Annotated in this window: 22 protein-coding genes; 15 read left to right on the forward strand and 7 right to left on the reverse strand. The window is 64.8% G+C overall.

Translation table 11 applies throughout. The features are described 5' to 3' along the window. Positions 1 to 4 precede the first annotated feature (4 nt). Positions 5 to 412 (reverse strand): winged helix-turn-helix transcriptional regulator, encoded by a 408-nt coding sequence (locus AC1MLZ_RS18155; RefSeq protein ID WP_480959707.1) that lies wholly within the window; start codon positions 410 to 412, stop codon positions 5 to 7. 119 nt (positions 413 to 531) lie between these two features. On the opposite strand from AC1MLZ_RS18155, the gene AC1MLZ_RS18160 reads away from it, so the two are divergent. Continuing rightward, a complete protein-coding gene (locus AC1MLZ_RS18160) occupies positions 532 to 1,122 on the forward strand; it encodes an FMN-dependent NADH-azoreductase (protein ID WP_480959708.1) in 591 nt (196 codons plus the stop codon). Between the two features lie 55 nt (positions 1,123 to 1,177). Here AC1MLZ_RS18160 and AC1MLZ_RS18165 read toward each other — a convergent pair whose 3' ends face one another. Then, positions 1,178 to 1,426, reverse strand: coding sequence for a hypothetical protein (locus AC1MLZ_RS18165; protein ID WP_480959709.1), 249 nt, complete (start codon positions 1,424 to 1,426; stop codon positions 1,178 to 1,180). A gap of 324 nt (positions 1,427 to 1,750) precedes the next feature. On the opposite strand from AC1MLZ_RS18165, the gene AC1MLZ_RS18170 reads away from it, so the two are divergent. Next, on the forward strand, positions 1,751 to 2,206 hold the full coding sequence (locus AC1MLZ_RS18170; protein ID WP_480959710.1) for a MarR family winged helix-turn-helix transcriptional regulator: 456 nt from the start codon (positions 1,751 to 1,753) through the stop codon (positions 2,204 to 2,206). Between the two features lie 2 nt (positions 2,207 to 2,208). After that, entirely contained in the window at positions 2,209 to 2,973 is a 765-nt protein-coding gene (locus AC1MLZ_RS18175) for an enoyl-CoA hydratase-related protein (RefSeq protein WP_480959711.1), read from the forward strand. 94 nt (positions 2,974 to 3,067) lie between these two features. Here the strand turns inward: AC1MLZ_RS18175 and AC1MLZ_RS18180 are convergent, their stop codons facing one another. Continuing rightward, complete coding sequence (locus AC1MLZ_RS18180; RefSeq protein WP_480959712.1) at positions 3,068 to 4,162, reverse strand: aldo/keto reductase; 1,095 nt, start codon at positions 4,160 to 4,162, stop codon at positions 3,068 to 3,070. 66 nt (positions 4,163 to 4,228) lie between these two features. Here AC1MLZ_RS18180 and AC1MLZ_RS18185 point away from each other — a divergent pair, with 66 nt between their 5' ends. Continuing rightward, the gene (locus AC1MLZ_RS18185) at positions 4,229 to 4,849 is read left to right on the forward strand and encodes a TetR/AcrR family transcriptional regulator (RefSeq protein ID WP_480959713.1); all 621 of its coding nucleotides are present in this window, start codon (positions 4,229 to 4,231) and stop codon (positions 4,847 to 4,849) included. A 17-nt stretch (positions 4,850 to 4,866) separates the two neighbouring features. On the opposite strand, the gene AC1MLZ_RS18190 is transcribed toward AC1MLZ_RS18185, so the two are convergent. Beyond that, positions 4,867 to 5,763, reverse strand: coding sequence for a LysR family transcriptional regulator (locus AC1MLZ_RS18190; RefSeq protein ID WP_480959714.1), 897 nt, complete (start codon positions 5,761 to 5,763; stop codon positions 4,867 to 4,869). A 205-nt stretch (positions 5,764 to 5,968) separates the two neighbouring features. Here AC1MLZ_RS18190 and AC1MLZ_RS18195 point away from each other — a divergent pair, with 205 nt between their 5' ends. From AC1MLZ_RS18195 to AC1MLZ_RS18210, 4 genes are all read left to right on the forward strand, one after another. Then, positions 5,969 to 6,703 (forward strand): SDR family NAD(P)-dependent oxidoreductase, encoded by a 735-nt coding sequence (locus AC1MLZ_RS18195; RefSeq protein WP_480959715.1) that lies wholly within the window; start codon positions 5,969 to 5,971, stop codon positions 6,701 to 6,703. 105 nt (positions 6,704 to 6,808) lie between these two features. Continuing rightward, a complete protein-coding gene (locus tag AC1MLZ_RS18200) occupies positions 6,809 to 7,399 on the forward strand; it encodes an NADPH-dependent F420 reductase (protein WP_480959716.1) in 591 nt (196 codons plus the stop codon). Positions 7,400 to 7,430: 31 nt separating this feature from the next. After that, positions 7,431 to 7,640 (forward strand): nuclear transport factor 2 family protein, encoded by a 210-nt coding sequence (locus AC1MLZ_RS18205; RefSeq protein ID WP_480959717.1) that lies wholly within the window; start codon positions 7,431 to 7,433, stop codon positions 7,638 to 7,640. Positions 7,641 to 7,774: 134 nt separating this feature from the next. After that, complete coding sequence (locus tag AC1MLZ_RS18210) at positions 7,775 to 8,062, forward strand: hypothetical protein (protein WP_480959718.1); 288 nt, start codon at positions 7,775 to 7,777, stop codon at positions 8,060 to 8,062. A gap of 55 nt (positions 8,063 to 8,117) precedes the next feature. On the opposite strand, the gene AC1MLZ_RS18215 is transcribed toward AC1MLZ_RS18210, so the two are convergent. Further along, complete coding sequence (locus AC1MLZ_RS18215; protein WP_480959719.1) at positions 8,118 to 8,852, reverse strand: SDR family NAD(P)-dependent oxidoreductase; 735 nt, start codon at positions 8,850 to 8,852, stop codon at positions 8,118 to 8,120. A 91-nt stretch (positions 8,853 to 8,943) separates the two neighbouring features. Between AC1MLZ_RS18215 and AC1MLZ_RS18220 the strand changes: the two genes are divergently transcribed. After that, entirely contained in the window at positions 8,944 to 9,312 is a 369-nt protein-coding gene (locus AC1MLZ_RS18220; RefSeq protein ID WP_480959720.1) for a winged helix-turn-helix transcriptional regulator, read from the forward strand. A gap of 57 nt (positions 9,313 to 9,369) precedes the next feature. Here the strand turns inward: AC1MLZ_RS18220 and AC1MLZ_RS18225 are convergent, their stop codons facing one another. Both AC1MLZ_RS18225 and AC1MLZ_RS18230 read right to left on the reverse strand, forming a co-directional pair. Beyond that, positions 9,370 to 10,356, reverse strand: a complete 987-nt coding sequence (locus AC1MLZ_RS18225; RefSeq protein WP_480959721.1) for a FecR family protein — start codon at positions 10,354 to 10,356, stop codon at positions 9,370 to 9,372. Next, positions 10,356 to 10,820 carry an RNA polymerase sigma factor gene (locus tag AC1MLZ_RS18230; RefSeq protein WP_480959722.1) on the reverse strand — a complete coding sequence of 155 codons (465 nt, stop codon included), beginning with the start codon at positions 10,818 to 10,820 and terminating at the stop codon, positions 10,356 to 10,358. Before AC1MLZ_RS18230 ends, AC1MLZ_RS18225 begins: the two co-directional genes overlap by 1 nt. A gap of 240 nt (positions 10,821 to 11,060) precedes the next feature. On the opposite strand from AC1MLZ_RS18230, the gene AC1MLZ_RS18235 reads away from it, so the two are divergent. From AC1MLZ_RS18235 to AC1MLZ_RS18260, 6 genes are all read left to right on the forward strand, one after another. Beyond that, on the forward strand, positions 11,061 to 13,589 hold the full coding sequence (locus AC1MLZ_RS18235; RefSeq protein ID WP_480959723.1) for a TonB-dependent receptor: 2,529 nt from the start codon (positions 11,061 to 11,063) through the stop codon (positions 13,587 to 13,589). Positions 13,590 to 13,681: 92 nt separating this feature from the next. Continuing rightward, positions 13,682 to 15,007 carry an amidohydrolase gene (locus AC1MLZ_RS18240; RefSeq protein WP_480959724.1) on the forward strand — a complete coding sequence of 442 codons (1,326 nt, stop codon included), beginning with the start codon at positions 13,682 to 13,684 and terminating at the stop codon, positions 15,005 to 15,007. Further along, a complete protein-coding gene (locus tag AC1MLZ_RS18245) occupies positions 15,004 to 16,383 on the forward strand; it encodes a putative 2OG-Fe(II) oxygenase (protein ID WP_480959725.1) in 1,380 nt (459 codons plus the stop codon). Before AC1MLZ_RS18240 ends, AC1MLZ_RS18245 begins: the two co-directional genes overlap by 4 nt. A gap of 93 nt (positions 16,384 to 16,476) precedes the next feature. Continuing rightward, positions 16,477 to 19,266, forward strand: coding sequence for a M14 family metallopeptidase (locus AC1MLZ_RS18250; protein WP_480959726.1), 2,790 nt, complete (start codon positions 16,477 to 16,479; stop codon positions 19,264 to 19,266). A gap of 195 nt (positions 19,267 to 19,461) precedes the next feature. Continuing rightward, positions 19,462 to 22,458 carry a TonB-dependent receptor domain-containing protein gene (locus AC1MLZ_RS18255; protein WP_480959727.1) on the forward strand — a complete coding sequence of 999 codons (2,997 nt, stop codon included), beginning with the start codon at positions 19,462 to 19,464 and terminating at the stop codon, positions 22,456 to 22,458. Positions 22,459 to 22,492: 34 nt separating this feature from the next. Further along, entirely contained in the window at positions 22,493 to 23,950 is a 1,458-nt protein-coding gene (locus AC1MLZ_RS18260) for an amidohydrolase (RefSeq protein WP_480959728.1), read from the forward strand. Positions 23,951 to 23,968 lie beyond the last annotated feature (18 nt).

Genomic DNA, 23,968 nt, shown 5'->3' on the forward strand with positions numbered 1-23,968 from the left:
GCTGCTATGATCTTGCCGCGCGCGCAGTTACGTCGGTTCCGGCATTCCCGGCCATGTCATACCGCAGGCGGTTTTCGTCGATCAGCTCAAGATGCCTTCCGGCCCAAGTCCCTAGGGCGCGAAGTGGCTCCGACAGCGAATACCCTAGTTCTGTCAGCGCATATTCGACTTGAGGGGGCACGGTGGGATGCACTGTCCGGCTGACCATCCCGTCGCGATTGAGGGCTTTCAGCGTTCGGGTCAGCATCTGCTGCGAGATGCCGCCGATCGTGCGTTTCATGTCGTTGAAGCGACGCGGACGCTCCACAAGCACCATGACGATCATCACAGTCCACTTGTCGCCGACCAGGGAGAGCACGCTGGTCATTCGGCGGCAGTCGGGGCTGATGCCCGGAGTGGCAGGCATATCCATGTGACCTAGTCCTAAAAATATGCGTCCTTGGCGCGTCGCCTTCGGTCACATACCTGCTCCTGGTCACAAATCCAGACCGGAGACAATCAATGAAGCTTCTTCATCTCGATTCCAGCATCATGGGCCAGGGATCGGCGAGCCGCGCCATTTCCGCCGCCGTGGTCGAGCGCTTCCGGGAAACCGATCCGACCCTGGAGGTCACCTATCGCGACCTCACTGCCGAACCGATCCCACACATGACACTCGATGCCTTTCTGGCGCTGGATAGCGGCGAGGACGTGCAGCAGTTCCTCGACGCCGACATCGTCGTGATCGGCGCGGGGTTCTACAATTTCTCAATTCCCAGCCAACTGAAAGCCTGGGTCGATCGCATCGCCGTGAAGGGCAGGACTTTCACCTATGGCGAGAACGGTCCGGTCGGCCTTGCCATGGGCAAGCGCGTGATCATCGCGCTCGCCCGCGGCAACGTTTATGGCGAGGGCTCACCCTACGCGGCGTACGAGCATGCCGAAACGCTGCTGCGCTCAATCTTCAGCTTCGTCGGCGCGGACGTCGAGGTCATCGTTGCCGAAGGGCTCGGGCGCGGGGAGGAGGCGCGTCGTACGGCAATTGCTGGTGCACTCTTACAAGCCCGCCAAATGTCGAAACCATCCGTAGCGGGAGCCGCCCGTAGTTCAGCAGACCCGATCCCGGCAGCCTACACGGCCTGACCCGAGCGGGCAGAGCTGCCTGCCGGATCAGGTCGGTTGAGGGAAGAGCTCAGGCTCAACCGGTCTCCACGTTCATGGCGATGTCCCAGCTGCCAGCACCGTTCTTGGCCAGACCGATCATCATGAGACCAAGCGCCTCGAGCGTGTGCGCCATGTGAAGGCCGCCGACATCGAGCGGGCGCAACCCGAGGCTGTCGAGGAAGGTCGACACGCGCGCCTTGGCGCCGGCGGCGTCGGCGGCGAAATAGGCGTCGAGCCGTCCGCCCTTTGCGAGGATCCTCCGGATACCCCGAAGACGCGGCAACCGGGATCGCGGCGGCGGCACTCGCATTCGGTCTGCTCGAGAGCGGTAGAATCTCCACTCACGCCTCCCCGCTGCGGGTGCGGGCGATGGGCCATCCGTCGGAGATCAGTGTTCGTTTCGCGCGCGAGGGTACTGCGGTCACCGGGTGCTGGATTGGCGGCACCGTCCGGGCAGACGCGGTATAGTGCACGGACTGAGCGCCGCCCTCTCGTGCCCGGACCGGCGCTGCCGCCGGATGCGATAGCTGCCTACGAACGATCCTTGCCATTGAAGTTCGCATACGAAGTACATACTTCGTATGCGAAGCTATGGTGAGGCGATGCGTTGACAGGAAATGACAGCAAGGTTCCGGCAGCCGGGCGACGGCCGAGGTTCATCTACCTGCTGAACGTCGCGCATCGCCGCGTCCAGGCGGCCGTTCAGGCCGACGCGGATGGACGAACGTCCGCACGAGCGGGCCTGCTCATGGCACTCACGACCAACGGCCAAGGCGTGCCGATGAAGCAGCTTGGCGCCCAACTTGATCTCGGCGCACCTGCGCTCTCGGGCCTTCTCGACCGCATGGCCGATGACGGCCTCGTCGAACGTCGGCCGGATCCCGCCGACAAGCGGGCCTGGAACATCGCTCTGACGGAGGCTGGCAAGACCGTGCGGTCAGAAGCCCTGCGATCGGCACGATTGTTGAACGACCGCCTCTGCGAAGGCTTCGACCACGCCGAACTCGCTATCGTCGAACGCTGGCTGGAAGCCGCCCGCACAAAGTTTCCCAAGGAGAGATGAGCATGACCGACCATGTCATAGTGACCAAAAAGGATGGCGTGCTGACGCTCGTCATGAACCGCCCCGACAAGAAGAACGCGCTGACCAACGATATGTACGGCGCACTCGCCGACGCGATCTCGGGAGCTCGGACCGACAGGACCGTGCGGGTGATCGTCATCCAAGGCGCAGGGGACGCGTTCACCGCCGGCAACGACCTGGCCGAGTTCGCCTCGGCCGGGCCCAGCGACGGCTTGCGCAACGTCGGTCGCTTCATCCGCACCATCGCGGAAATCGAGAAACCCTTGATCGCTGCCGTGCAGGGCAGGGCCGTCGGCGTGGGAACGACGATGCTGCTCCACTGCGACTACGTCGTCCTGGCCGAGGATGTCGGGCTTTCCACCCCGTTCGTCAGTCTCGGGCTGGTGCCGGAGGCGGCTTCGAGCATGCTCCTGCCGGCGCGCATCGGCCATCTCCGTGCCTTCGCGATGCTCGCGCTGGGCGAGGTCGTCGGTGCGCGGGATGCCGTGACATGGGGGCTCGCGAACGCGGTCGTTCCCCTTCAGGATCTGATAAGCGCCATCGAAGCGGTCGCGGCGCGTATCGCCAGCCAGCCCGCCGGTGCCGTGCAGGCTACCAAACGCCTGATGCGCGACGCAGCGACCGTAACCGCGCACATGGACGTCGAAGGTCGAGAGTTCGTCCAGCGCCTCCAAAGCTTCGAGGCGAAAGAGGCCTTCGCCGCGTTCGCGCAGCGCCGCGCGCCTGACTTCGCACAATTCGCGTGAACTCGCCGGCTGCTATCTGCTGGCGGCGACCGTATCCTGGGAGAGACACGGTTCATCACATCTAGGCGCGGCCGGTGGCTATCCCCGGAGCCGCCTATTCGCCCCAGCCGGTGACGTCCCGACCGCCGAAGATCATCCGGCGGATCTGGGGCGTGACCAGCGATGCGCTGAAATTGGAGGCGGGCTTGCTCGCCTCATCGAGACGGCGCATCTGCTCATCGCTCAGCGAAATCCCGGTTGCCGCGATATTGCTCTCCAGCTGGTCCTGCCGCGTCGCCCCGATCAGCGTCGAGGTTATGCCCGGACGCGCCATCACCCATGCCAGTGCGACCTGCGCGGCAGGACGGTCGAGCTCCCCCGCAACCGTTTTCAGCACGTCCAGGATATCCCAGTTTCGGTCGGCGAACTTGCTGTCCCCGAAGGGATTCGCACCGCTGAGACGACCGGTCTTGCTGGTGTCCTCGCGCTTGTATTTGCCCGACAGGAAGCCGCCGGCCAGCGGGCTCCACGGCATGATGCCCATGCCGCCCTCACGGGCCACGGGGACATGTTCGGATTCGATATCGCGTGCGACCAGCGAATATTCGAGCTGCATCGCGATCGGCCCGGAAATACGGCGCTCCGACGCGATGGTCGCGGCCTTCATCGCGAGCCAGGCGGGCATGTCCGAAAAGCCGAAATAGCGGATTTTCCCTGCGCGCACCAGATCGCCTAGCGTTTGCATGATCTCCTCGACCGGCGTCACGCCGTCCCAGATGTGCATCCAGTAGAGATCGACATAGTCCGTCCCCAGGCGGGTGAGCGACGCGTCGATCGCGCGGTGGATGTTCTTCGCGCCAGCGCCACCGGCGTTGGGGTTGCCGCCGCCGGCTTGCTGCGCGCTCAGCGGGCTGGCCGAGCCGTTGAACGCGAATTTCGTCGCCAGCACGATCTCGTCGCGCGCCCGCGTGTCCCTGATGAACTTGCCGACCAGCTGCTCGCTGGCACCGCCCGAATAGATGTCGGCCGTGTCGATGAAATTGCCGCCCGCTGCGCGGTAGGCGTCGAACAGCGCGCGTGCGGTCTGCTCGTCGGCGTTCCAGGCGCCGGGTCCGAAGGTCATCGTCCCCAGCGCGAGCGGGCTGACCACGAGGCCCGAGCGGCCGAGCATGCGGAAATCGGTGAGGGACATCGAGGTGGCTTCTTTCATATTGATCGCTATGAAAGGTCATGCCCCGGCCACGGGCCTCGGTCAACCTGTTTCAAAGCGATCACTATGAAACCTCTTCGAACCCCGCCTCGCAAGACCGGCCGCCCCTTGTCCTTCGATCGGTCTGCGGCGTTGCAACAGGCGATGCTCGTCTTCTGGCGGCATGGGTACGAGACCTCGTCGATCGCCCACCTAACCCTGGCGATGGGTATCACCCCGCCGAGCCTCTACACCGCATTCGGCGACAAGAAGCAGCTCTTCCTAGAAGCAGTACGGCTCTACGCAGGCGACCCCGTGGAGTTCGCCGCCACGATCGACCGGGCACCCTCTGCGTTCGATGCCGCATCGGACATGCTCGACGCGGTCGCCGCCGCCTTCACCGGTGACGACACGCCGAGAGGATGTCTTCTGGCAAGCGCGACCGCGAGCGGATCGGCGGCGGCCGAAGAGGTCCAGCGCGCCGTGGCGGATGTCCGCCGAGCTATCGCCTCCGATCTGGCGGCCCGCATCGCGCGCGATATCGCAGACGGCGCTCTTCCCGCGGACACGGATGCACCCGCGCTTGCCGGAATGGTCGTGGCGCTGATTCAGGGCATGTCGGTGCTGGCGCGCGACGGCGCCTCGCGCGCGACGCTGCAGGCCATTGCCAGGACGGCGATGAAGGCGTGGCCTTCCCCTCTGCAATAACGCCGACCTGCCGGGCGTCAGTCGACCGGTGCCGTCAGTCCCGCGAGCAACGGCGCATGCGCGGCGAGCCTGTGCGACACGAACTCGGTAAAGAGCCTTACGCGTTTGGTCTTGCGGGTCTCGCCCTGCGTGAGCAGCCACACCGTGCCGTATAAATGCAGTTCGGTGCCCGGCACCCGCACCAACATCGGATCGGCATCGCCGACAAAACACGGCAGCGTGGAGATCCCGAGCCCTTGCCGCACGGCGGCGATCTGCGCTGCGGCGTCGGTGGTGCGGAAGGGGACTCCCGTTGTCCGAACCTCACCCTCGCTCGCCCAGTCCGGGACGCCGTGAGCACTTATCACGATCCACCGGAGGGGATCGGGTACGCCGGCACGCGAAGCGGCCAGTCGGTCGCGTGAGATGTAGACGCCGCCATATAGCTCCGGGCCCTTCAGGCCGTGCAGATTGAGCGGCAGGGTCTTGCGGTCGTAGACGACGCGGATCGCGACGTCGGCCTCCCGGTTGGTCAGGTTCGCGAGTTCACCCGAGGATAGGATTTCCACCTCGATTTCCGGATGCAGGCGCGCGAAATCGGCGAAGTCCGGCATCAGCAGGTGGGTCGCGAGGATCGGCGTCAGCGTCACGCGCAGAAGCCCGCGCACGCTCTGGTCGCGCCCCAGGACGCGCGTCTCCAGCTGGTGCGAAGACGCCTCCATCTGGTGCGCGAGCTCGACGACCTCTTCGCCCGCCGCTGTCAGGCGGTAGCCGGAGGGTAGCTTTTCGAACATCTGCGCGCCCAAGCGTTGTTCGAGTTGGGCGATACGTCGCAGCACGGTCGCGTGGTTCACCCCCAGATGCTTGGCGGCAGCACGCACCGAACCCTCGCGCGCGGCGGCGAGAAAATAGCGAACATCGTCCCAGTCGATCATGGTGCATCCTCGCGCCGCGTGCCGCGGTTTCCGAGTTTGTCGAATAGCACGTCGCGCGTCGGTGTGCGCGTTCGCCCGGATCGTTTCCGCACCACCCTTGTGCGCCATTGGCCACTGACCGCCCGACCTTGCCACGCCCATCTTCAGGTTCACGGGAGAGCCCAACCCGCCAAAGTCCCGAGATGGCGAACGAAGGATGCACGACATGACCCGGCTGACTGGAAAAACCGCAGTGATCACCGGCGGCGCGAGTGGCATCGGCCTCGCCTCTGCCAAGCGCTTCATCGAGGAGGGCGCCTTCGTTTTCATCTTCGGCCGCCGCCAGGATGCGCTCGACGTCGCGGTCGCCGAACTCGGCCCCAACGCCCGCGCCGTGCAGGGTTCGGTCGTCCGTGAGGCCGATCTCGACCGGCTGTACGCCGCGGTGAAGGCCGAGCGCGGCACCCTCGACATCGTCTTCGCCAACGCCGGGACGGGCAGCATGGTCAGGCTCGGCGCGATCACCGCCGCGCATATCGACGAAACCTTCGACACCAATGTGAAGGGCACGATCCTCACGGTCGAGAAGGCGTTGCCGTTGATGGGCAAGGGGGGATCGATCATCCTGACCGGATCGAGCGCGGGCACCACCGGTGCGCCGGCGATGACCACCTACAGCGCGAGCAAGGCGGCCGTCCGCAACCTCGCGCGGAGCTGGGTCGAGGACCTCAAGGGCACCGGCATTCGCGTTAACGTGCTGTCGCCCGGCGCGGTGGCGACCGAACTCGCGGCCGCCGCGCTCGGCGAGGAAGGGCTCAAGGCCTACGGCGCGATGACGGGGTTTCAGCGCATGGGCGATCCGGCAGAACTCGGCGCGGCGGCCGCCTTTCTCGCATCGGACGACAGCGGTTTCATGACCGGCAGCGAACTCGCCGTCGACGGCGGCCTGGCGCAGATCTGATGCGCGGCGCCCGGTCGGTCCGACGGTCCGACCGGGTGCCCCCCGTTGATCACGCCACAACGATCCAATTCCTAGCCCCAGCAGGGGCCGCCACAGGAGACTATCATGACCTACGCAATCATCGGCTTCGGCAGTGTCGGCCAGGCGCTCGCCAAGGCCTTCGCCCGAAGCGGCATAGACGTATCGGTCGCAACCACGCGCGAGCCCAAAAGCTTCGCATTCGAAGCGGCTGCGATCGGTCCCGAGGTCATTCCGAAGACACTGGCGGAAGCCGTCAAGGCGGACGTCATCTTCCTGGCCGTGCGGTTCGAGGCGCATGCGGATGTCGCCAGGGCGCTCCCTGGCTGGCACGGAAAGACGATCGTCGATGTGACCAACGCTTACGGAGTCGAACTGGGCGGGCAACCCTCTGCCAAGGTCGTCGCGCAGGCCTTCACTGGCGCCAAGCTGGTCAAGGGCTTCAACCATCTGGTCGCCGGCGTTCTCGAGCAGGATCCGGCCGTCAACGGCGGTAGGCGCGTCGTCTTCCTGTCGAGCGACGATGACAGTGCGGCAACCGAGGTCGGTGCGCTCGCGGAAAAACTCGGCTTCGCGCCGATCAAGCTCGGCGGGCTCGCGGAAGGCGGACTGCTCGTCCAGGCGCGCGGCAACACATGGGGTCGGCTGATCTTCAAGGACCTGATCACGTTCGACTGAGCGACACGGATGTACGCAACGGAGTGATCCCATGAGTATCGAAGAGAACATCCAGACCGTGAACGACTTCTCAGCAGCGATGGGCAGCGACGATCCACAGGATCTGTTGGCGCTGGTTGCCGAGGACATCGAATGGCTCATTCCCGGCCAGGGGTGGGCGCTGGCCGGCACGCACCACGGCCACGCCGGAGTGGCAGCACCGAGCCACACTCCGGGCAGGCTCCGGCAAACAAAGGGCTAGCTCCGTTCGCACGGCTCGGCAGCTCGATCGAGTCTGGAACTGCCGCTCACGCCAGAACCCGCCGTACGCCACGCGCCGCGGAAACGGTTGCACATGGGGGGCAGGCGGCGGGCGCCTTCCACCTCGTCATTATCATGCTCTACTGGCTACCCAATACCGGCGCGAGGCCGGCGCGGTTCTACTGGGAAGCCATGCGCGAGATGATGTCGGGCGGGATGCCGCAGACAAAGATGCCTGTATCCACCGGGATCAGCATGTTCTCCGGCGAGCAGGTGCGCCTTTCGCGTCGCTGGGCGGAAAGCCGCTTCGATGCGCTGCTGCACTTCAACGAACCCGACCGCGGCGGGCACTTTGCGGCGCTCGAGCAGCCGGGCCTGTTCGTGGACGAACTTCGCAACGACGTTTCGAAGCCTATGCGGTAGAGTGAGTTGACGGCCGGAGCGCACATACGCTCCGGCCGTCAACTATGGGTAGCGATCAGATCTGCGCGAGTCCGCCATCCGCGAACACTTCGCTTCCCGTCATGAAGCTGCTGTCCGACGATGCCAGGAACGCCGCCACGCCGGCGATCTCTGACGGCGCACCGACATGGCCGATCGGTGTTCCGGCCCCCAGCTCGATCATCGCGTCTCGGCCGACCACTTCCTCGGCGAGTTCGGTCAGCGTCGGCCCCGGCGACAGCACGTTCACGCGGATGCCGGTCCCGCGCAGGTCCTGCGCCCAGCTGCGCGCGAAATTGCGCACCGCCGCCTTGGTCGCGCTGTAGATGCTGAAGCTCGGCGTTCCCATCGATCCCGTCGTCGAACCGGTGAGGATGATCGAGCCGCCCTTGCCCATCAACGGCAGCGCCGACTGGACGGTGAACAAAACGCCCTTCACGTTGACGTCGAAGGCCCGGTCATATTGCTCGGGCGTGATCTGACCGAGCGGCGCCAACTCGCCAAATCCTGCGTTGGCGACGAGGATATCGAGCGAGCCGCGCTCCGCTTTCACCGTCGCGAACAGCCGTTCGAGGTCACCGGGATCGGATACGGATCCTTGCACGGCGCGGGCGTTCGGCCCCAGTTCGGCGACCGCCATGTCGAGCAGTTCCTGCCGTCGCCCGGTGATATAGACGAACGCGCCCTCTTCGATGAAGCGCTTCGCCGTGGCAAGGCCGATGCCGGTCCCGCCGCCCGTGATCACTGCCGTCTTGCCTTCGAGTCTGTTCATGTCGTGTCTCCAGTTTCACACTGGCGTGGAGGTGATGGTCCACCTACCTACGGGCAAGTATGCACCTTTTGGTAAGTAGGCGAAAAGAACGATGGCAGAGTCCGACCCACCTAATGGCTTCACTTGCGGTTTAGACGCCACGCTTCGCGTGATCGCGGGAAAGTGGAAGCCGCTCATCATCTATTTCCTGATCCGGGGACCGAACCGCTACGGGGCGCTCAAGCGGGCGGTGCGTGGGGTCAGCGACAAGATGCTGATCCAGCAGTTGAAGGAACTGGAAGCCGATGGCGTCGTCACGCGCAAAGATTATCAGGAGGTGCCGCCGCGCGTGGATTACACCCTGACGCCGCTTGGCCACACCCTAGCCGAGGCGCTCGTCCCACTGTGCAATTGGGGATCAGACAACATGGCAGAAGTCACGCGCATCTTTGCCGAACGCGAGCAGTGGCAGACGAGATGAATGGACGTCCGGTTGTCGGAAGCCGTCAAAGGAAATTGAACGGCGGATAAAGGGTCTTCAGTTGGACGCGAGGACGAGGCGCGCTTTGTTTTCGGCTCTCACATGCGCAATCCCGTATGCCGATAGCGCGTCGACCAGCGCGCTTCCGCCTTGGTCGGTTTTCAGCACGCCGCTGAAGACGCGCTTCGCAAGTCGAGCATCTGCAAGTTCGATCCGCTGGGATGAGTAACGGTTGAGATCGGCGACGACTTCGCTCAGCGGGATCGAGTCGAAGGTGAGTTCTCCCTTCCGCCAACCTGCTGCGGTGTCGGCCCCTGCTGCGGCAAGCTGCAAACCTCCATGGCCGATCGTCAACGCGTTGCCGGGGACCAGCGTCGTGGTGCGATGGATCCCAGGCGTATCGACGCGAACGGATCCCTCGATCAGGCTCACGACGATGCGGTCGCGTGCCGACCGAACTGCGAACTGGGTTCCAAGTGCCGTCACGCTGTTGTCGCCCGCGGTTACGACGAAGGGATGAGCCGGGTCGTGTGCGACCTTGAAAAAGGCCTGGCCGTGTTCGATCGCCACCCGGCGGACCGCGCCCGGAGCCGAGACGCGCACGGCGGATGCGGCATCGAGCGTCATGACCGTTCCATCGGCCAGCGTGATCGTGCGTAGGCCGCCGACCGGCGTCGCGTAGCGGATATCCGCAATCTCAGTCGGTGGCGGATTCATGCGGTCGTCGAGGATCATGGCCGTCGTGCCGCCGAGCGCGATGAGGACCGCGGCCGCGGCGGCCATCGGCCACCAGCGTGTTGGCTTGGCCGAGGGTGTGCCGCGCGCGGCAGCGATCATTGCGAGCAATGCGGTGTCGTCGCGGCCGGCGTCGAGCGTCCGTACGATGTGCGTCTGCGCCTCCCAGGCGGCGCGATGCGCCTCATCGGCGGCGAGCCAGCGGTTGAACGCCATACGGTCCGAGGGCGCCGCGTCGTCGGCATGGAGGCGCGCGTACCATGACGCAGCCTGCGCTGCGACCTCTTGCGTCACCGGAGCGAGGGTCATCAGAGAAGTGAACCCGCGAGTTGCTTGATGGCCTTCATGATATGCTTCTCGACCGCGCTCACCGATATGCCCATGTGTCGGGCGATCGCCGCGTAGCTCATTTCCTCGAAGCGATGAAGGACGAATGCCTGACGGGTACGCTCGGGCAGGTCGCCCATCGCCGCGATCAGCTGCGCGAGATGTTCCTTGCCCTGCAAGACGCGCTCCGGCGAACGATCCTCAACGGGATGGTGGAAATCTTCCAGGCTGTCATGCGCCGCGCGGTGCCGCACGGTGTCGCGTCGGCCGCGATCGGTGAGCACGCTCTGCGCGACCTGGAACAGATAGCCATCGATATTCTCGATCGTTCCGGTCGCACGGCGGGTCTGCATGCGCAGCGCAACGTCCTGGACGAGGTCGTCGACTTCGCCGATCGGTGCGCGCTTCATCAGGAAACGGCGGACCGCGCCCAGATGCCGTGACAAATCGAACGGTTGAGTCTCTGAAATAGGCAATGACATGCGTGAAGTCTGCATGGCCGTGTCTTGTCCCCCGTCCGAACCCCCGAGCCCCGCGCGACACCCTCTTCCAAATTATCCGCTGTTTTTATAATATTGCTACAATCGATCATGTTGCCAGTCGGCCGTCAAGTAGACAGTGTAGCAAAACCGTCATCAGAACGGAGGGGAGGCCACACGCCGATTGGGGGCTAATCGAAGCGTTTCATGTATGTCCGCGCCGTTCTGACCCGAATGATGGCGATCGCCGCTGCCTGTAGTGCGGGTGAAGAGGCCCTGGCGGCGAACGCTCCGCAAGATCGGATGGTGCTCGCAATACCGGCAGGACGGCTCGATATCGCGCTGCGCCAGTTTGCGATGCAGACCGGCCAGCAGATAGTGTTCGATCCGGCGATAGTCGGTCATCGCACCGTGGCTGCGTTGCATGGCCCGATCGATGCCGAGCGCGCGCTCAAGATGTTGCTCAGCGGCTCGGGGCTGGTCGCCAGACACTTGCGTCCGGGCGTGATCATCATCGTCGTCGCGCCGCCCGCGCGCCCTTCGAACGTTCCAACCGTGATCGTCCCTGCCGCTGCCCCCGATATCGTCGTGACGGCGCTCAAACGACCGACCGCTCTGGGTGACACCGAAGTCAGCATGGATGCGGTGACCGGCGCCCAGGTATCGATGCGCGGTGCCTTTGACCTGCGCAGCGCGGCCGCCCTGTTGCCGGGGCTCGTCCCGATCGCGACCGCGCCGTTGCAGCAACGGATCGCGATCCGCGGCGTGACTGGTACCGGCGAGGCGACCGTTGGCGTTTATTATGGGGAAACGCCGATCAGCGGGCCCTCGGGCACGACGTTCGATTCAGCCGCGAGTACGCCTGACATCGACTTGGTCGACGTCGAGCGGATCGAACTGCTGCGCGGACCGCAGGGTACGCTGTACGGGGCGAGTTCGATGGGCGGGACGTTGCGCGTCCTGTTCAATCAGCCCGACGCGACGCGGTGGACGGGGCATGTCGATGCCGGGCTGTCGGCAGTGCAGGGCGGCGGAATGGGGGGCAATATCGCCGCCGTTCTCAACGCGCCGATCGTGCGGGACACGCTCGCCGCGCGCATCGTCGTGCACCGCCGGACGATCGGGGGCTATGTGGACAATGATCGTCTGGGAATTGCCAACACCGGCGGTATCGTACGCGAGGGCATTCGCCTGGGCGTGGGCTGGACCCCATCGTCGAGGCTGCGGATCGATGCGCTGGCGTTGCACCAGGATACGCGGATCGACGATGCCGGGTTCTGGTATCCCGATCTCGGCCGCTACCGCAACGACCAGCCGGTACGCACGCCCAACCGCGAGCGGCTCGACCTGGCGAGCGTCACCGCGCACTGGACTCCGGGCGACGTGGCCGTCGTGGCGACCGGATCGCATTATCGCTGGACGATCGTGAAGGAAGGCGACTTCACGCAGGTGCTGGCGCGTCAGGCGACAAGCGAAGCGAGTTGCCAACGCTTTGCGATGCTGATCAGTCCCACGAACTGCACCCCAGACCAGCGCAGCGCGTTTCAGGCGTATCTTCAGACGCGCTTGCCGGGCATCCTGTACCAGCCGTTTCGGGTCGAAAGTTCGACCGCCGAACTGCGACTGTCGTCCGCCGGCTCGGGTACGCTCGCCTGGACGATCGGCGCGTTCGTCGAGCGACGGCGTGATACCGCCGAAAGCTATACGGTGCGCGCCGATGCGACGAGCGGGCGCAAGGTGGAGCCGTTCGACATCACAGGTCTGCGGTTGCTTGCCAGCGCGCTCGACCAACAAGCGCTGTTCGCCGAAACCACCTGGACGGCGACGCCGCGGCTGTCCGGAACCCTTGGCTTGCGGTATTTCCATTACGCACGGACCGCGTCGGGATCGGTGCCGATCCCCAATATCATCACCGGCACGGGCGCCGTCGGAACCGGGCGGTACCGCCGTGCGGACGACGGCACCAACCTGAAGGCCGAACTGGCCTATCGCCTGCCCGACGAGACGCTCGTCTATGTCATCGCCTCTGAAGGATTCCGCCCGGGTGGCGTCAACATCACCCCCGATCTGACCGAGCAGGAACGAAGCTACGACGCCGATCATGTCTGGAGCTACGAACTGGGTGCCAAGACCAAGGTCGCGGGCGGACGGCTCGGCCTGGAGGGCGCGGTGTACCATATCGACTGGTCGGACACGGTCTACGCAGCGTCGAGCGCGAATGGCGCGTTTGTCTACAATACCAATATCGGTGCGGTGCGGATCGACGGGCTGGAGGTGAAAGCCAGCCTTACCCTTGGCGGCATACGGCTGACGGGCTCGGCGAATTATACGGATGCGCGGCTGAGCAAAGACCAGCTGCTCAGTACCACGGACGGCGCCGGCAAGCGCGGCGATCCGTTACCTAACGTACCCCGGCTTGCTTATGCCCTCGGCGCGCAGACCAGCGTTGTCGTCGCGGGCGGCAAGGTCGCGACGTTCGGCGTGGACGCGGTGGGCGCGACGCGGACGCCGACTGCGTTCAACGATCTCGCCACCTATTACGAGGAAACATCGGCCCGGTTCGTGATCGATGCAAACGCCGACATCCGGCTGGCGCAGTGGCGCGCTGGCATCGGCATACGCAATGTGCTGAACGCGGTCGGCGCGACCCGACTGACGTCGAGCGCGTTCGGGGAGCGCCAACTCTATAGCAGTGCACCGCGCACGCTCATGCTATCAATCGACCGGGATTTCTGAGGCATCGGCGCGCCGAGGCTGAGGGGACGGCGGTCGCTTGCGTCTTGATAGGGCAGGGTGACGTGCCCGGGTTTCCAACGATGGGTGTAAAGATGACTAAGACCATGCTGGGCCTGCTCGCGGGCTGTACGATGATAATGACGACGGGCGCGGCGTGGGCTGACCCGGCCGCTGACCGGACCGCGATCGATGCGCAGATCGAACGGAATTATGCGGGTCTCGATGCGCTCTACCGCGACATCCATGCGCATCCGGAGATCGGCATGCAGGAGACGCGGACCGCAGCCCTGTTGGCGAGCAGGATGAAGGCTATGGGCTTCACGGTTACCGAGAAGGTCGGCGGTACGGGCCTAGTCGCGATCTACAAGAACGGTGCGGGGCCGACCGTGATGGTGCGCACCGAGCTCGATGGTCTGCCGATGGAGGAGAAGACCAGGCTTCCCTATGCGAGCCGCGCGCAGACCGAGTTCGAAGGCAAGACGACCTTCGTCGCGCAAAGCTGTGGCCACGACGTGCACATGGCAGCCTGGATCGGCACGGCGCAGGCTTTGCTGGCGATGAAGACGCAGTGGAAGGGCACGCTGATGTTCATCGCGCAGCCCGCCGAGGAGCAGCTGAAAGGCGCGAAGGCGATGCTCGACGCCGGACTGTTCACGAAGTTCGCCAAGCCGGATTACGGGTTTGCGGCGCATGTGGGATCCGGCGAGGCGGGGACGGTTCTGGTCAAGGACGGCGTCACCAGTTCCAATTCGGACAGCCTGCAAGTGACGTTCAAGGGGCGCGGCGGGCACGGGTCGATGCCCAGCGCCACGATCGATCCGATCGTGATGGGCGCACATTTCGTCACCGACGTGCAGGCGGTGATCAGCCGCCAGAAGGATGCGAACGCGTTCGGCGTGGTTACGGTCGGCGCGTTCCAGGCCGGGACGGTCGGCAACATCATCCCCGATACAGCCGTGCTGAAGTTGAGCCTGCGCTCGTTCGACAAGGACGTGCGGCAGGTGTTGCTCGACGGGGTCAAGCACACCGCGGATGCAGCGGCGGCGATGTCGATGGCGCCGGCGCCCGAGGTGAAGTGGCTCTACGGTACGGCAGCGGTGATGAACGACCATGACCTGGCCGTGCGTGCGGCCGCGAACCTGAAGGCTGCGGGCGGCGACCGGGTGACCTATCTGCCCGCGACGGCGCCGGGCTGGTCGGCGAGTGAAGACTGGTCGGCATTCGTCGATACAGGCATACCGTCGGTGTATTTCACGATCGGCGGCTACGATGCCAAGACGCTCGCGGCGTACAAGGCGAAGGGGGAGCCCGTGCCCAGCAACCATTCGCCGTTCTTCGCGCCCGATCACGATCAGGCGATCCGTACCGGCATCCGCACCCTGAGCCTGGCCGTGCTGATGGTGACCGAGGCGAAGTGAGTTCCGCTGCTCCCGGTACGATGGAGCAGGCCCGGCGGCTGAAGGCGGCTGGCGACGTGCGCGGCGCGGCGGCGCTGTACGCACGTGCCGCGGTCGAGCGACCGGAAAGCGTGGTGGCGGAGCATAACCTGGCCTCGGCACTCGGCGATCTCGGGGACTTCGCTGGTGCGTTGGCGGCATCGCGCCGCGCGATCGCCAAGGGATCGACTGCGCCGGAAACGTGGTTGGTGCAGGCGCGGGCGTTGCAAGGCGTCGGCGATCTCGATGCGGCGGAGGCGGCGTTCCTGCAGGCCATCCGCGATCGCGTCGATTATGCGACGGCGCACCGGGATTTGGCGCAACTGCGCTGGATGCGGACGGCCGATGTCGACGCGGCGCTCGCATCGGTGGATACGGCCGGCGTGCCCGCGCTCGCATCGGTAGAGGCGCTGGTGCTGCTGAGTGCAGGCGAGCCCGCGCGTGCTGCGGTGGTGCTCGACCGCGCGATCGCCGGGGCACCCGATGCCGGGCTGCACCTGCTCGCGGCGAATGCATGGGCAGCGTCGGGGAATGCCGATCGGCATCTGGCGCATGCTGCTGCCGCGCTGCGGCTGAGCCCGTCTTCCACCGAGGCCGCCAAGGCCGTCGCCGAGGCATTGCTCCACGTCGGGCGACCGGCGGAGGCCGCGGCAATGCTGGAAAGGATCGTGACTGCCGCACCCGAGGATCAGGGCGTGATCGCGTTGCAGACTATCGCATGGCGGCTGCTCGGCGATCCGCGTGTGGCCGTGATCGCCGACGATCCGTCGCTGATATCGGCGCGCGCCATAGCGTCACCGCCGGGATGGGCTACGCTCGATCTGTTCCTCGCAGATCTCGCCCAGACCCTGCGTGAGCGACATGCGTGGCGGACGCATCCGCTCGACCAGTCGCTGCGCCACGGCAGTCAGACGCAGGACGATCTGTCCCAGGTGGAGCATCCCGTGTTGCGCGCGCTGTTCTCCGCGCTGGACGCACCGATCCGCGCGCACTTGGCGCAACTGGGGGCGGGGGGCGATCCCGTTCGGCGTCGGAACACTGGACGATATCGGTTCGCCGGAGCGTGGTCGGTGCTGTTGCGGCCCGGCGGCTATCACACCGACCACGTCCATCCGCGCGGGTGGTTGTCCTCGGCCTTCCATGTGGAACTGCCCGATGCGGTGGCGCAGGCGCCGCAGGGGTGGCTGGCCTTCGGACGGCCCGGCGTGCCGACCCAGCCGGCACTGCCGCCGATGCGGCATGTTCGTCCGGTTCCGGGGCACCTCGTCTTATTCCCCTCCTATCTTTGGCATGGGACCGAGCCGTTCACCGGCACCGCGCCACGCCTGACGCTGGCCTTCGACCTGTTGCCGGCCTGATTTATTGCGGCAGGTCGCTGAGGGACCGGTATGCGTTCGCGTCTATAGCAATACGGGGCCGGCAACGTCCGGCGGCACAAGGGGGATATCACGATGTCGAAGACCATGTTGCTGTTGGGTGCGGGACTGCTCGCGCTCGCCGGGGCCGCTACCGCGCAGCCGATCTCGCCCAAGGTCGGTGCCATCACGTCGCCCGCGGAAGCGTTCGCGCAGGAGCCGGGCAGCGATTACTTCCTTGCCAATTACGACGCGTACGAGGCCTATCTGAAGACGCTCGCGAACCAGTCGGACCGGATGAAGCTCGTCGATATCGGCAAGTCGGCGGAAGGCCGAACGATGTGGGTCGCGATCGTCAGCTCGCCCGCCAATCTCGCCAAACTGGGTCGCTACCAGGAGATCGCGCGCAAGCTTGCCAAGGCCGAGGTGAAGACCGAAGCCGAGGCGCAGGCACTCGCGAACGAGGGCAAGGCGATCGTCTGGATCGACGCCGGCATGCACGCGACCGAGACGGTGACGACGCAGAGCCAGATCCACGTCCTGTACCGCATGCTCACCGGCACCGATCACGAGACGATGCGGGTACTCAACGACGACATCGTGCTGTTCGGTCAGGACAATCCCGACGGCCTGCAACTCGTCGCCGACTGGTATATGCGCAACGCGGACAAGAAGGATCGCGAGTTCCGGACGATCCCGCGCCTGTACCAGAAGTATATCGGCCACGATAACAACCGCGACAGCTTCATGGTGCAGATGCCGGAGACCGAAGCGGTCAACGACATGCTGTTTCGCCAATGGTTTCCGCAGATCGTGTTCAACCAGCACCAGACCGGCCCGGCGGGCATGGTGGTGTTCGTGCCGCCGTTCCGCGACCCGTTCAACTACAATTATTCGCCGATCGTGATGACCGAGCTCCAGGAAGTCGGTTCGGCGATGCACAGCCGCCTCGTCTCGGAGGAGAAGGGCGGCGCGGGGATGCGTAGCGCGGCACCCTATTCGACCTGGCACAACGGCATGGAGCGGTCCGTCGCGTATTTTCACAACTCGATCGGGCTGCTGACCGAAATCATCGGCGGGCCGACGCCGGAGAAGATTCCGCTGATCGCCGATACGCAACTCGCGCGCAGCGACGAACCGCTACCGATCGCGCCGGGCGACTGGCATCTGAAGGACAGCCTGGAATATCAATGGTCTCTCGATCGCGCGGTCATGGATTACGCCTCGCGAAACCGCGAGCGCCTGCTGATGAACATCTGGCGGATGGGCGCGCAGGGCATCGCGCGCGGCAATATGGATAGCTGGACGACAACGCCGAAGCGCGTCGATGCGCTGAAGGACGCGGGCAAGAATGCCAAGGCCGACGAGGGCTATGTCGGGTATAACAGCCGCGCAAAGGAGGGCATGGTCGCCTCGTCGCTATACGCCAAGATATTGCAGGACCCGGCGAAACGCGATCCGCGCGGCTACGTGCTCGGTCCGGACCAGCGCGACATGCCGACCACGATCGCGTTCCTGAACGCCTTGATCAAGAACGGTGTCGACGTCGATCGCGCGACGGCCCCGTTCACCGCGGGCGGCAAGCGTTATCCGGCGGGATCCTATGTCGTGAAGACCGCGCAGGCCTATCGCCCGCACGTCATCGACATGTTCGAGCCACAGGATCACCCGCACGATGCAGAGTATCCCGGCGGTCCGCCCAAGGCGCCCTACGATATCACGGGCTACACGCTCGCCTACCAGATGGGCGTGAGTTTCGACCGTGTGCTCGACGGGTTCGACGGATCGTTCGAACGTGTCCCCGACCTGCTGGTGGTCGCACCGGGTCGCGTGATCGGCTCGGGCAAGGCAGGGTGGATCATCGGGCATGAGGCGAACAACAGCTTCATGCTGACCAACCGCCTGTTGAAGGCGGGCGTTCCCGTTTCGTGGGTCGAGACCGCAACGAGGGCTGGCGGCAAGGATCTGGCGCCCGGCGCGATCTGGGTTCCGGCGTCGTCGGTCGCGGGCGGCATCCTCGCCAGTTCGGTGAAGCAGCTCGGCATCGACGCCTTTGCCGCGGCGAAGGTGCCGGCGGGGACGAAGCTGGCGTTGAAGCCGGTTCGGGTCGGGCTCGTCGATCGCTATGGCGGAGTCATTCCCGCCGGCTGGACGCGCTGGTTGCTGGAGCAATATGAGTTCCCGTTCAGCGTCGTCTATCCGCAGGAACTCGACGCGGGAAACCTCAATGCGAAATACGACGTCCTGCTGTTCGCCGACGGTACGGTGCCAGCGACGCCGGGTGGGCCCTATCCGGGGGGGTATCGTTTCAACTTGCCTGACCCCAAGGATATTCCGGCAGAGTATCGCGGTTGGCTGGGCGAGGTGACGCCCGAAAAGACGCTGCCCGCCGTCGCTGCGTTCGCCAAGGCGGGCGGCACCGTGTTGACGGTCGGCAGCGCGAACCGATTGGCGACGCTGCTTGATCCACAGATCCAGCCAGCACTGGTGACGAAGAAGGCGGACGGGTCGCTGGCGGCACTCGACAAGAAACAGTTCTATATTCCCGGTGCGATCCTGTCCGCCAAGGTAGATACCCGCCAGCCGCTGGCGTACGGCATGACGTCGACGGTCGATATCTTCTTCGACGAGAGCCAGCCGTTCACCTTGTCCGGTACGGCGGCGAAGAAGATCGCCTGGTTCGAGGGAGCGACACCACTGCGCAGCGGCTGGGCGGTCGGGCAGGAAAAGCTGAACGGTACGGTGGCGGTCGCGGAGGTCGATCTGGGCAAGGGCAAGCTCTTCGCGATGGGGCCGGAGGTGACCCAGCGCGCGCAGCCCTATGCCACCTTCAAGCTGTTGTTCAACGGATTGCTCTATGGCCCGTCGGTCGCGGCCGCGCGGTAGGCGACGCCAACCGGCGGTATAGTGGACTTACCTTTCAGGGGGCGGCTGGCAATAGCCGCCCTTTTTTGCAACTTTTTTGCTGGTCGCGAGTGAGGGGGCTCGTTCCGTCCACGTCTTGGAGAGTGAGGCCGCCAACGATGTGGCCGATCCAAGGGGGACATCGATATGGTTGCACGGGGTATTACGCGCGCGTTCTTGATCGGGGGCTGTGCTTCCATTGCCCTGATCGCGGGTGCGGCACATGCGCAGAGCACGGTGCCCACCGCGCCGCCAGCCAGCGAAGACCCTGAACAGGCGCAGGTTGCTCCGGTCGAAGAAATCACCGTCACCGGATCGCGTATCGCACGGTCCGACTATGTCGCGAACAGCCCGATCGTTTCGCTGTCGAGCGATACGCTCGAGAATACCGGGCGCGTTACGGTCGAGAGCGCGCTGTCGCAGATGCCGCAATTCGCGGGCGCCTTCGGTCAGGGGAATACCGGCAGCACGAGCACCGGGCTGAACGGGGGGCAGGCCAATGCCAGTCTTCGCGGCCTGGGGTCGAAGCGCACGTTGATCCTGATGGACGGGCGTCGCCTGCAGCCATCCAGCCCCGACGGTTCGGTCGATCTGAACACGATCGCCGAGGCGCTGATCGAGAATATCGAGGTCATCACCGGCGGTGCCTCGACCACCTATGGTTCCGACGCGACCGCCGGTGTGGTCAATTTCCGCCTGCGCCGCAACTTCAAGGGGCTGGAACTGAACGGACAGACCGGCGTCAGCGATTACGGCGACGGCAACACCTATCGCATCACCGCGACCGCGGGTTCGGCGTTCGCGGACAATCGCGGCCACGGCGTATTGTCGTTCGACTATACCCGGCGTGACCGCGCGCAGCAGAGCGAGCGCGATTACTTCACGTTTCGCACATCGACGCCGGGCCTCGCCACCATTCCGCAGGGCAACGCGATTTTCGGTGCAAACCTGCCTACTCTGGCGGCGGTCAATTCGGTTTTCGTCGGGCAATATGGCACCCGGGCGCTGACCGGCAACGCGGCGGGCCGTTATACTGGGCAGATCGGCTTCAACACCGACCAGACGTTGTTCAGCACGTCGGGCGTACCGGTACTCAACTACCGCGATCCGCAGACCGACGAAGCCTATATCGTCAACAGCGGCACCAACAGCCAGCAGGTCAATTTCGGCTATAACGGCAGCTCGATCCAGGCCGATCTCGATCGCTATTCGGTATTCGGCAAGGTCGATTACGACGTCACCGACACCATCAAGGCATTCGGCCAGTTCAGCTATACGACCTACAGCTCGGTCGGTATCACCAATCCAACGCTGGCGTCGAACGTGTACGGCCTGACCGTGCCGACGACCAACCCGTTCATCACGCCTGCCTTCCGATCGATCCTGGCATCGCGCCCGAGCCCCAATGCGCCGTTCACGTTCTACAAGGCGCTGAACATTCTCGGACCGCGCGTGCAGTCGTACAACTACGACGTGTACCAGATCACCGCGGGCTTATCCGGCAAGATCGGCGTACGCGACTGGACCTGGGAGATCTACGCCAACACCAGTCGCGCGAAGTTCGAGAACGGCCAGACGGGCGGTGCCAGCGCGAGCGCGACCGCGCGACTGCTGAACAGCCCGACCGGCGGCACCGAATTGTGCGCAGGCGGCTTCAATCCGTTCGGCAACGTCACGCCGTCGCAGGGCTGCATCGACTACATCTCGCGCCGTACGCTCAACACCAACGAACTCAAGCAGCGGACCGTCGAGGGCAACATCCAGGGCGGCATCGCGACCTTGCCGGCGGGCGAACTGCGCTTCGCACTTGGCGCCGACTACCGCGAGAACTCCTACGACTTCCAGCCGGACTCACAGCTGTCCTTGCCCGACGGCACGAGCGATATCCTCGGTTACAGCGTCCTTCGCGCGGCTGGCGGGAAGATCAAGGCGGGTGAAGCGTATGGCGAGCTGCTGGTGCCGCTGCTCCACGATATTCCGTTGATCAAGCAGTTCGATCTCGATCTCGGCTATCGCTATTCGAACTATAATTCGGTCGGCGGCGTGCATGCGTACAAGGCCGATGCCAATTGGCAGGTGTTCACCGCGCTGCGCCTGCGCGGCGGATATAACCGTGCGATCCGTGCGCCGAGTGTTGGCGAACTCTACGCTCCCGTCTCGACGGGCAGCGTCGCGATCGGCAGCCCGACTGCGACCACCTCGACCGGCGATCCGTGCGACGTCCGTTCGTCGTACCGTCTGGGCGCGAACGGCGGCCAGGTGCGCGCGCTCTGCCTTTCCCAGGGCATCCCGACCGCGATCATCGACAGCTATCAGCTGGGCACCGCGCAGGTGTTCGCGTTGACCGGCGGCAACCCCGATCTCCAAGAGGAAATCGCCGATACCTATTCGGCGGGTGGCGTCATCCAGTCGCCATTCTCGTCACCCGTGTTCCGCAACATGTCGTTGTCGATCGATTACTACCGCATCGACATCAAGGACGCGGTCGGCCCGCTCTCGATCGCGCAGGCGTTTCAGTTCTGCTTCAATTCGGGTGGCAACAATCCGCAATACGCCGCGAACAACTATTACTGCTCGCTGATATCGCGGAACTCGGCCAACGGCGTGCCGGTGAACCCACTGCAGCCGCTGCTTAACCTGGGGACGTTCAAGGTCCGCGGCGTCGACGTGCAGTTCGATTGGAAGGTGAACCTGACCGATGTCGGGCTTGGCGCCAACGCAGGCACGATCGCGCTGAATACGGCCGTCAGCTATCTGGAATCGTTCAAGATCCAGGCCCTGCCGGGTGCTCCGAGCTATGACTATGCAGGCAGCATCGGCACCGGCGTCGAGACCACGGCCGGTCTTGCGCATCCCGAATGGAAATCGGTGACGTCCTTCACCTATTCGCTGGGCGGCGCGAGCCTTGGCCTGCGGTGGCGCTACATCGACAGCATGATCTCATCGGCGAAGGTGGTGAACCCGGCGAGTACCACGCGCGGTGTGAAGGCCTACAACGTCTTCGATCTCAACGCGCGGTTCGAAGCCGGAGATACCACAGAATTCCGTATGGGCGTTACCAACCTCTTCAACAAGAAACCGCCCCAGGTCGGGGACACCGAGGCTAACTACGACGCGCAGAATTATGACGTGATCGGCCGCTACTTCTTTCTCGGCGTCACGAAGAAGTTCTGATCCGCCCCCAAACCCTTTTGCGAAAGTCACACATATGAAGACGATGATGCTCTGGGCGGCGCTGATGACGTCCGCTGCCACCCCTGCCGTCGCGCAGGAGCTTGCCGCGGCGGACCGTACCGCACTGATCGGTGCGGTCGACGCGAACGCGAAGCCGATTTCGGATACGGCGTTGCAGATCTGGAAATATGCCGAGATGGGCTATCTCGAAACGCAGAGTTCGGCGCTGTTGCAGGCGCGGCTGAAATCCGCCGGGTTCGCGGTGAAGGCCGGCGTCGCGGGCGAGCCCACGGCGTTCGTGGCGAGCTTCAAGAATGGCGCCGGCCCGGTCATCGGCGTGCTGGCCGAATATGACGCCTTGCCAGGATTGTCGCAGGCCGCCGTGCCGGTACGCACGCCTCTCGGCGGCGATGCGGGCCATGGGTGCGGCCACAATCTCTTTGGCACGGCCTCCACCTACGCGGCGATCGCGGTCAAGGAATGGATGGTGAAAAACAAGGTGCAGGGCGAGATCCGCGTCTATGGCACCCCGGCCGAGGAAGGCGGATCGGGCAAGGTCTACATGGTCCGCGACGGCTTGTTCAACGACGTCAATACCGTGCTGCACTGGCATCCGGGCAATACGAATTCCGCGTCGCAAGCACCATCGCTGGCGAACATCAGCGGCAAGTTTCGCTTCCACGGCATCTCGTCGCACGCTTCGGGGGCACCGGAGAAGGGCCGTTCGGCGCTCGACGCGGTCGAGGCGATGGACGCGATGGTCAACATGATGCGCGAACACGTCCCCGATCACACGCGCATCCACTATGTCATCACCAATGGTGGCAAGGCGCCGAACGTCGTGCCCGACGAGGCCGAGGTGTATTACTACGTCCGTGACCAGGATCCCGAGATCGTCAAATCGGTCATGGCACGCGTCAGGAAAGCGGCCGAAGGGGCCGCCATGGGCACCGAGACAACTGTCGATTTCGAACAGACCGGCGGCGTGTACAGCTTGCTCTCCAACGAAGTGCTGATGAAGGCAATGGACCGTGGACTGCACGCGGCTGGGGGTATCACCTGGACACCGGAAGAGACGGCGTTCGCTACCAAGCTGCAGGCATCGATGTCGGCAGGCGCACCTTCGCTGGCCAGCGTTGGCGAGATCCAGCCTGCCCGGCTCGAAACCAAGGCGATCGGCGGGTCCACCGACGTATCGGACGTGAGCTGGGTTACGCCGACGGTGGGGTTGTCGACTGCCACGTTCGTGCCCGGATCGGCGGGACATAGCTGGCAGAACGTCGCCGCGGCGGGTTCGAGCATCGGTGTAAAGGGAGCGATCGTCGCCACCAAGACACTGGCGCTGACGGCCGCGGAGCTCTTCCGGAACCCGGCCGAGATCGCGTCCGCAAAGGCGGAGTTCGAGACGCGGAGGGGACCGAACTTCACCTACAAGGCCATGCTCGGCGATCGAAAGCCGCCGCTCGATTATCGTAAGAATAAATCCGAGTAGGAGTGATCGGAGATATTC

This window comes from Sphingomonas sp. PEI4 (genome assembly GCF_056679955.1).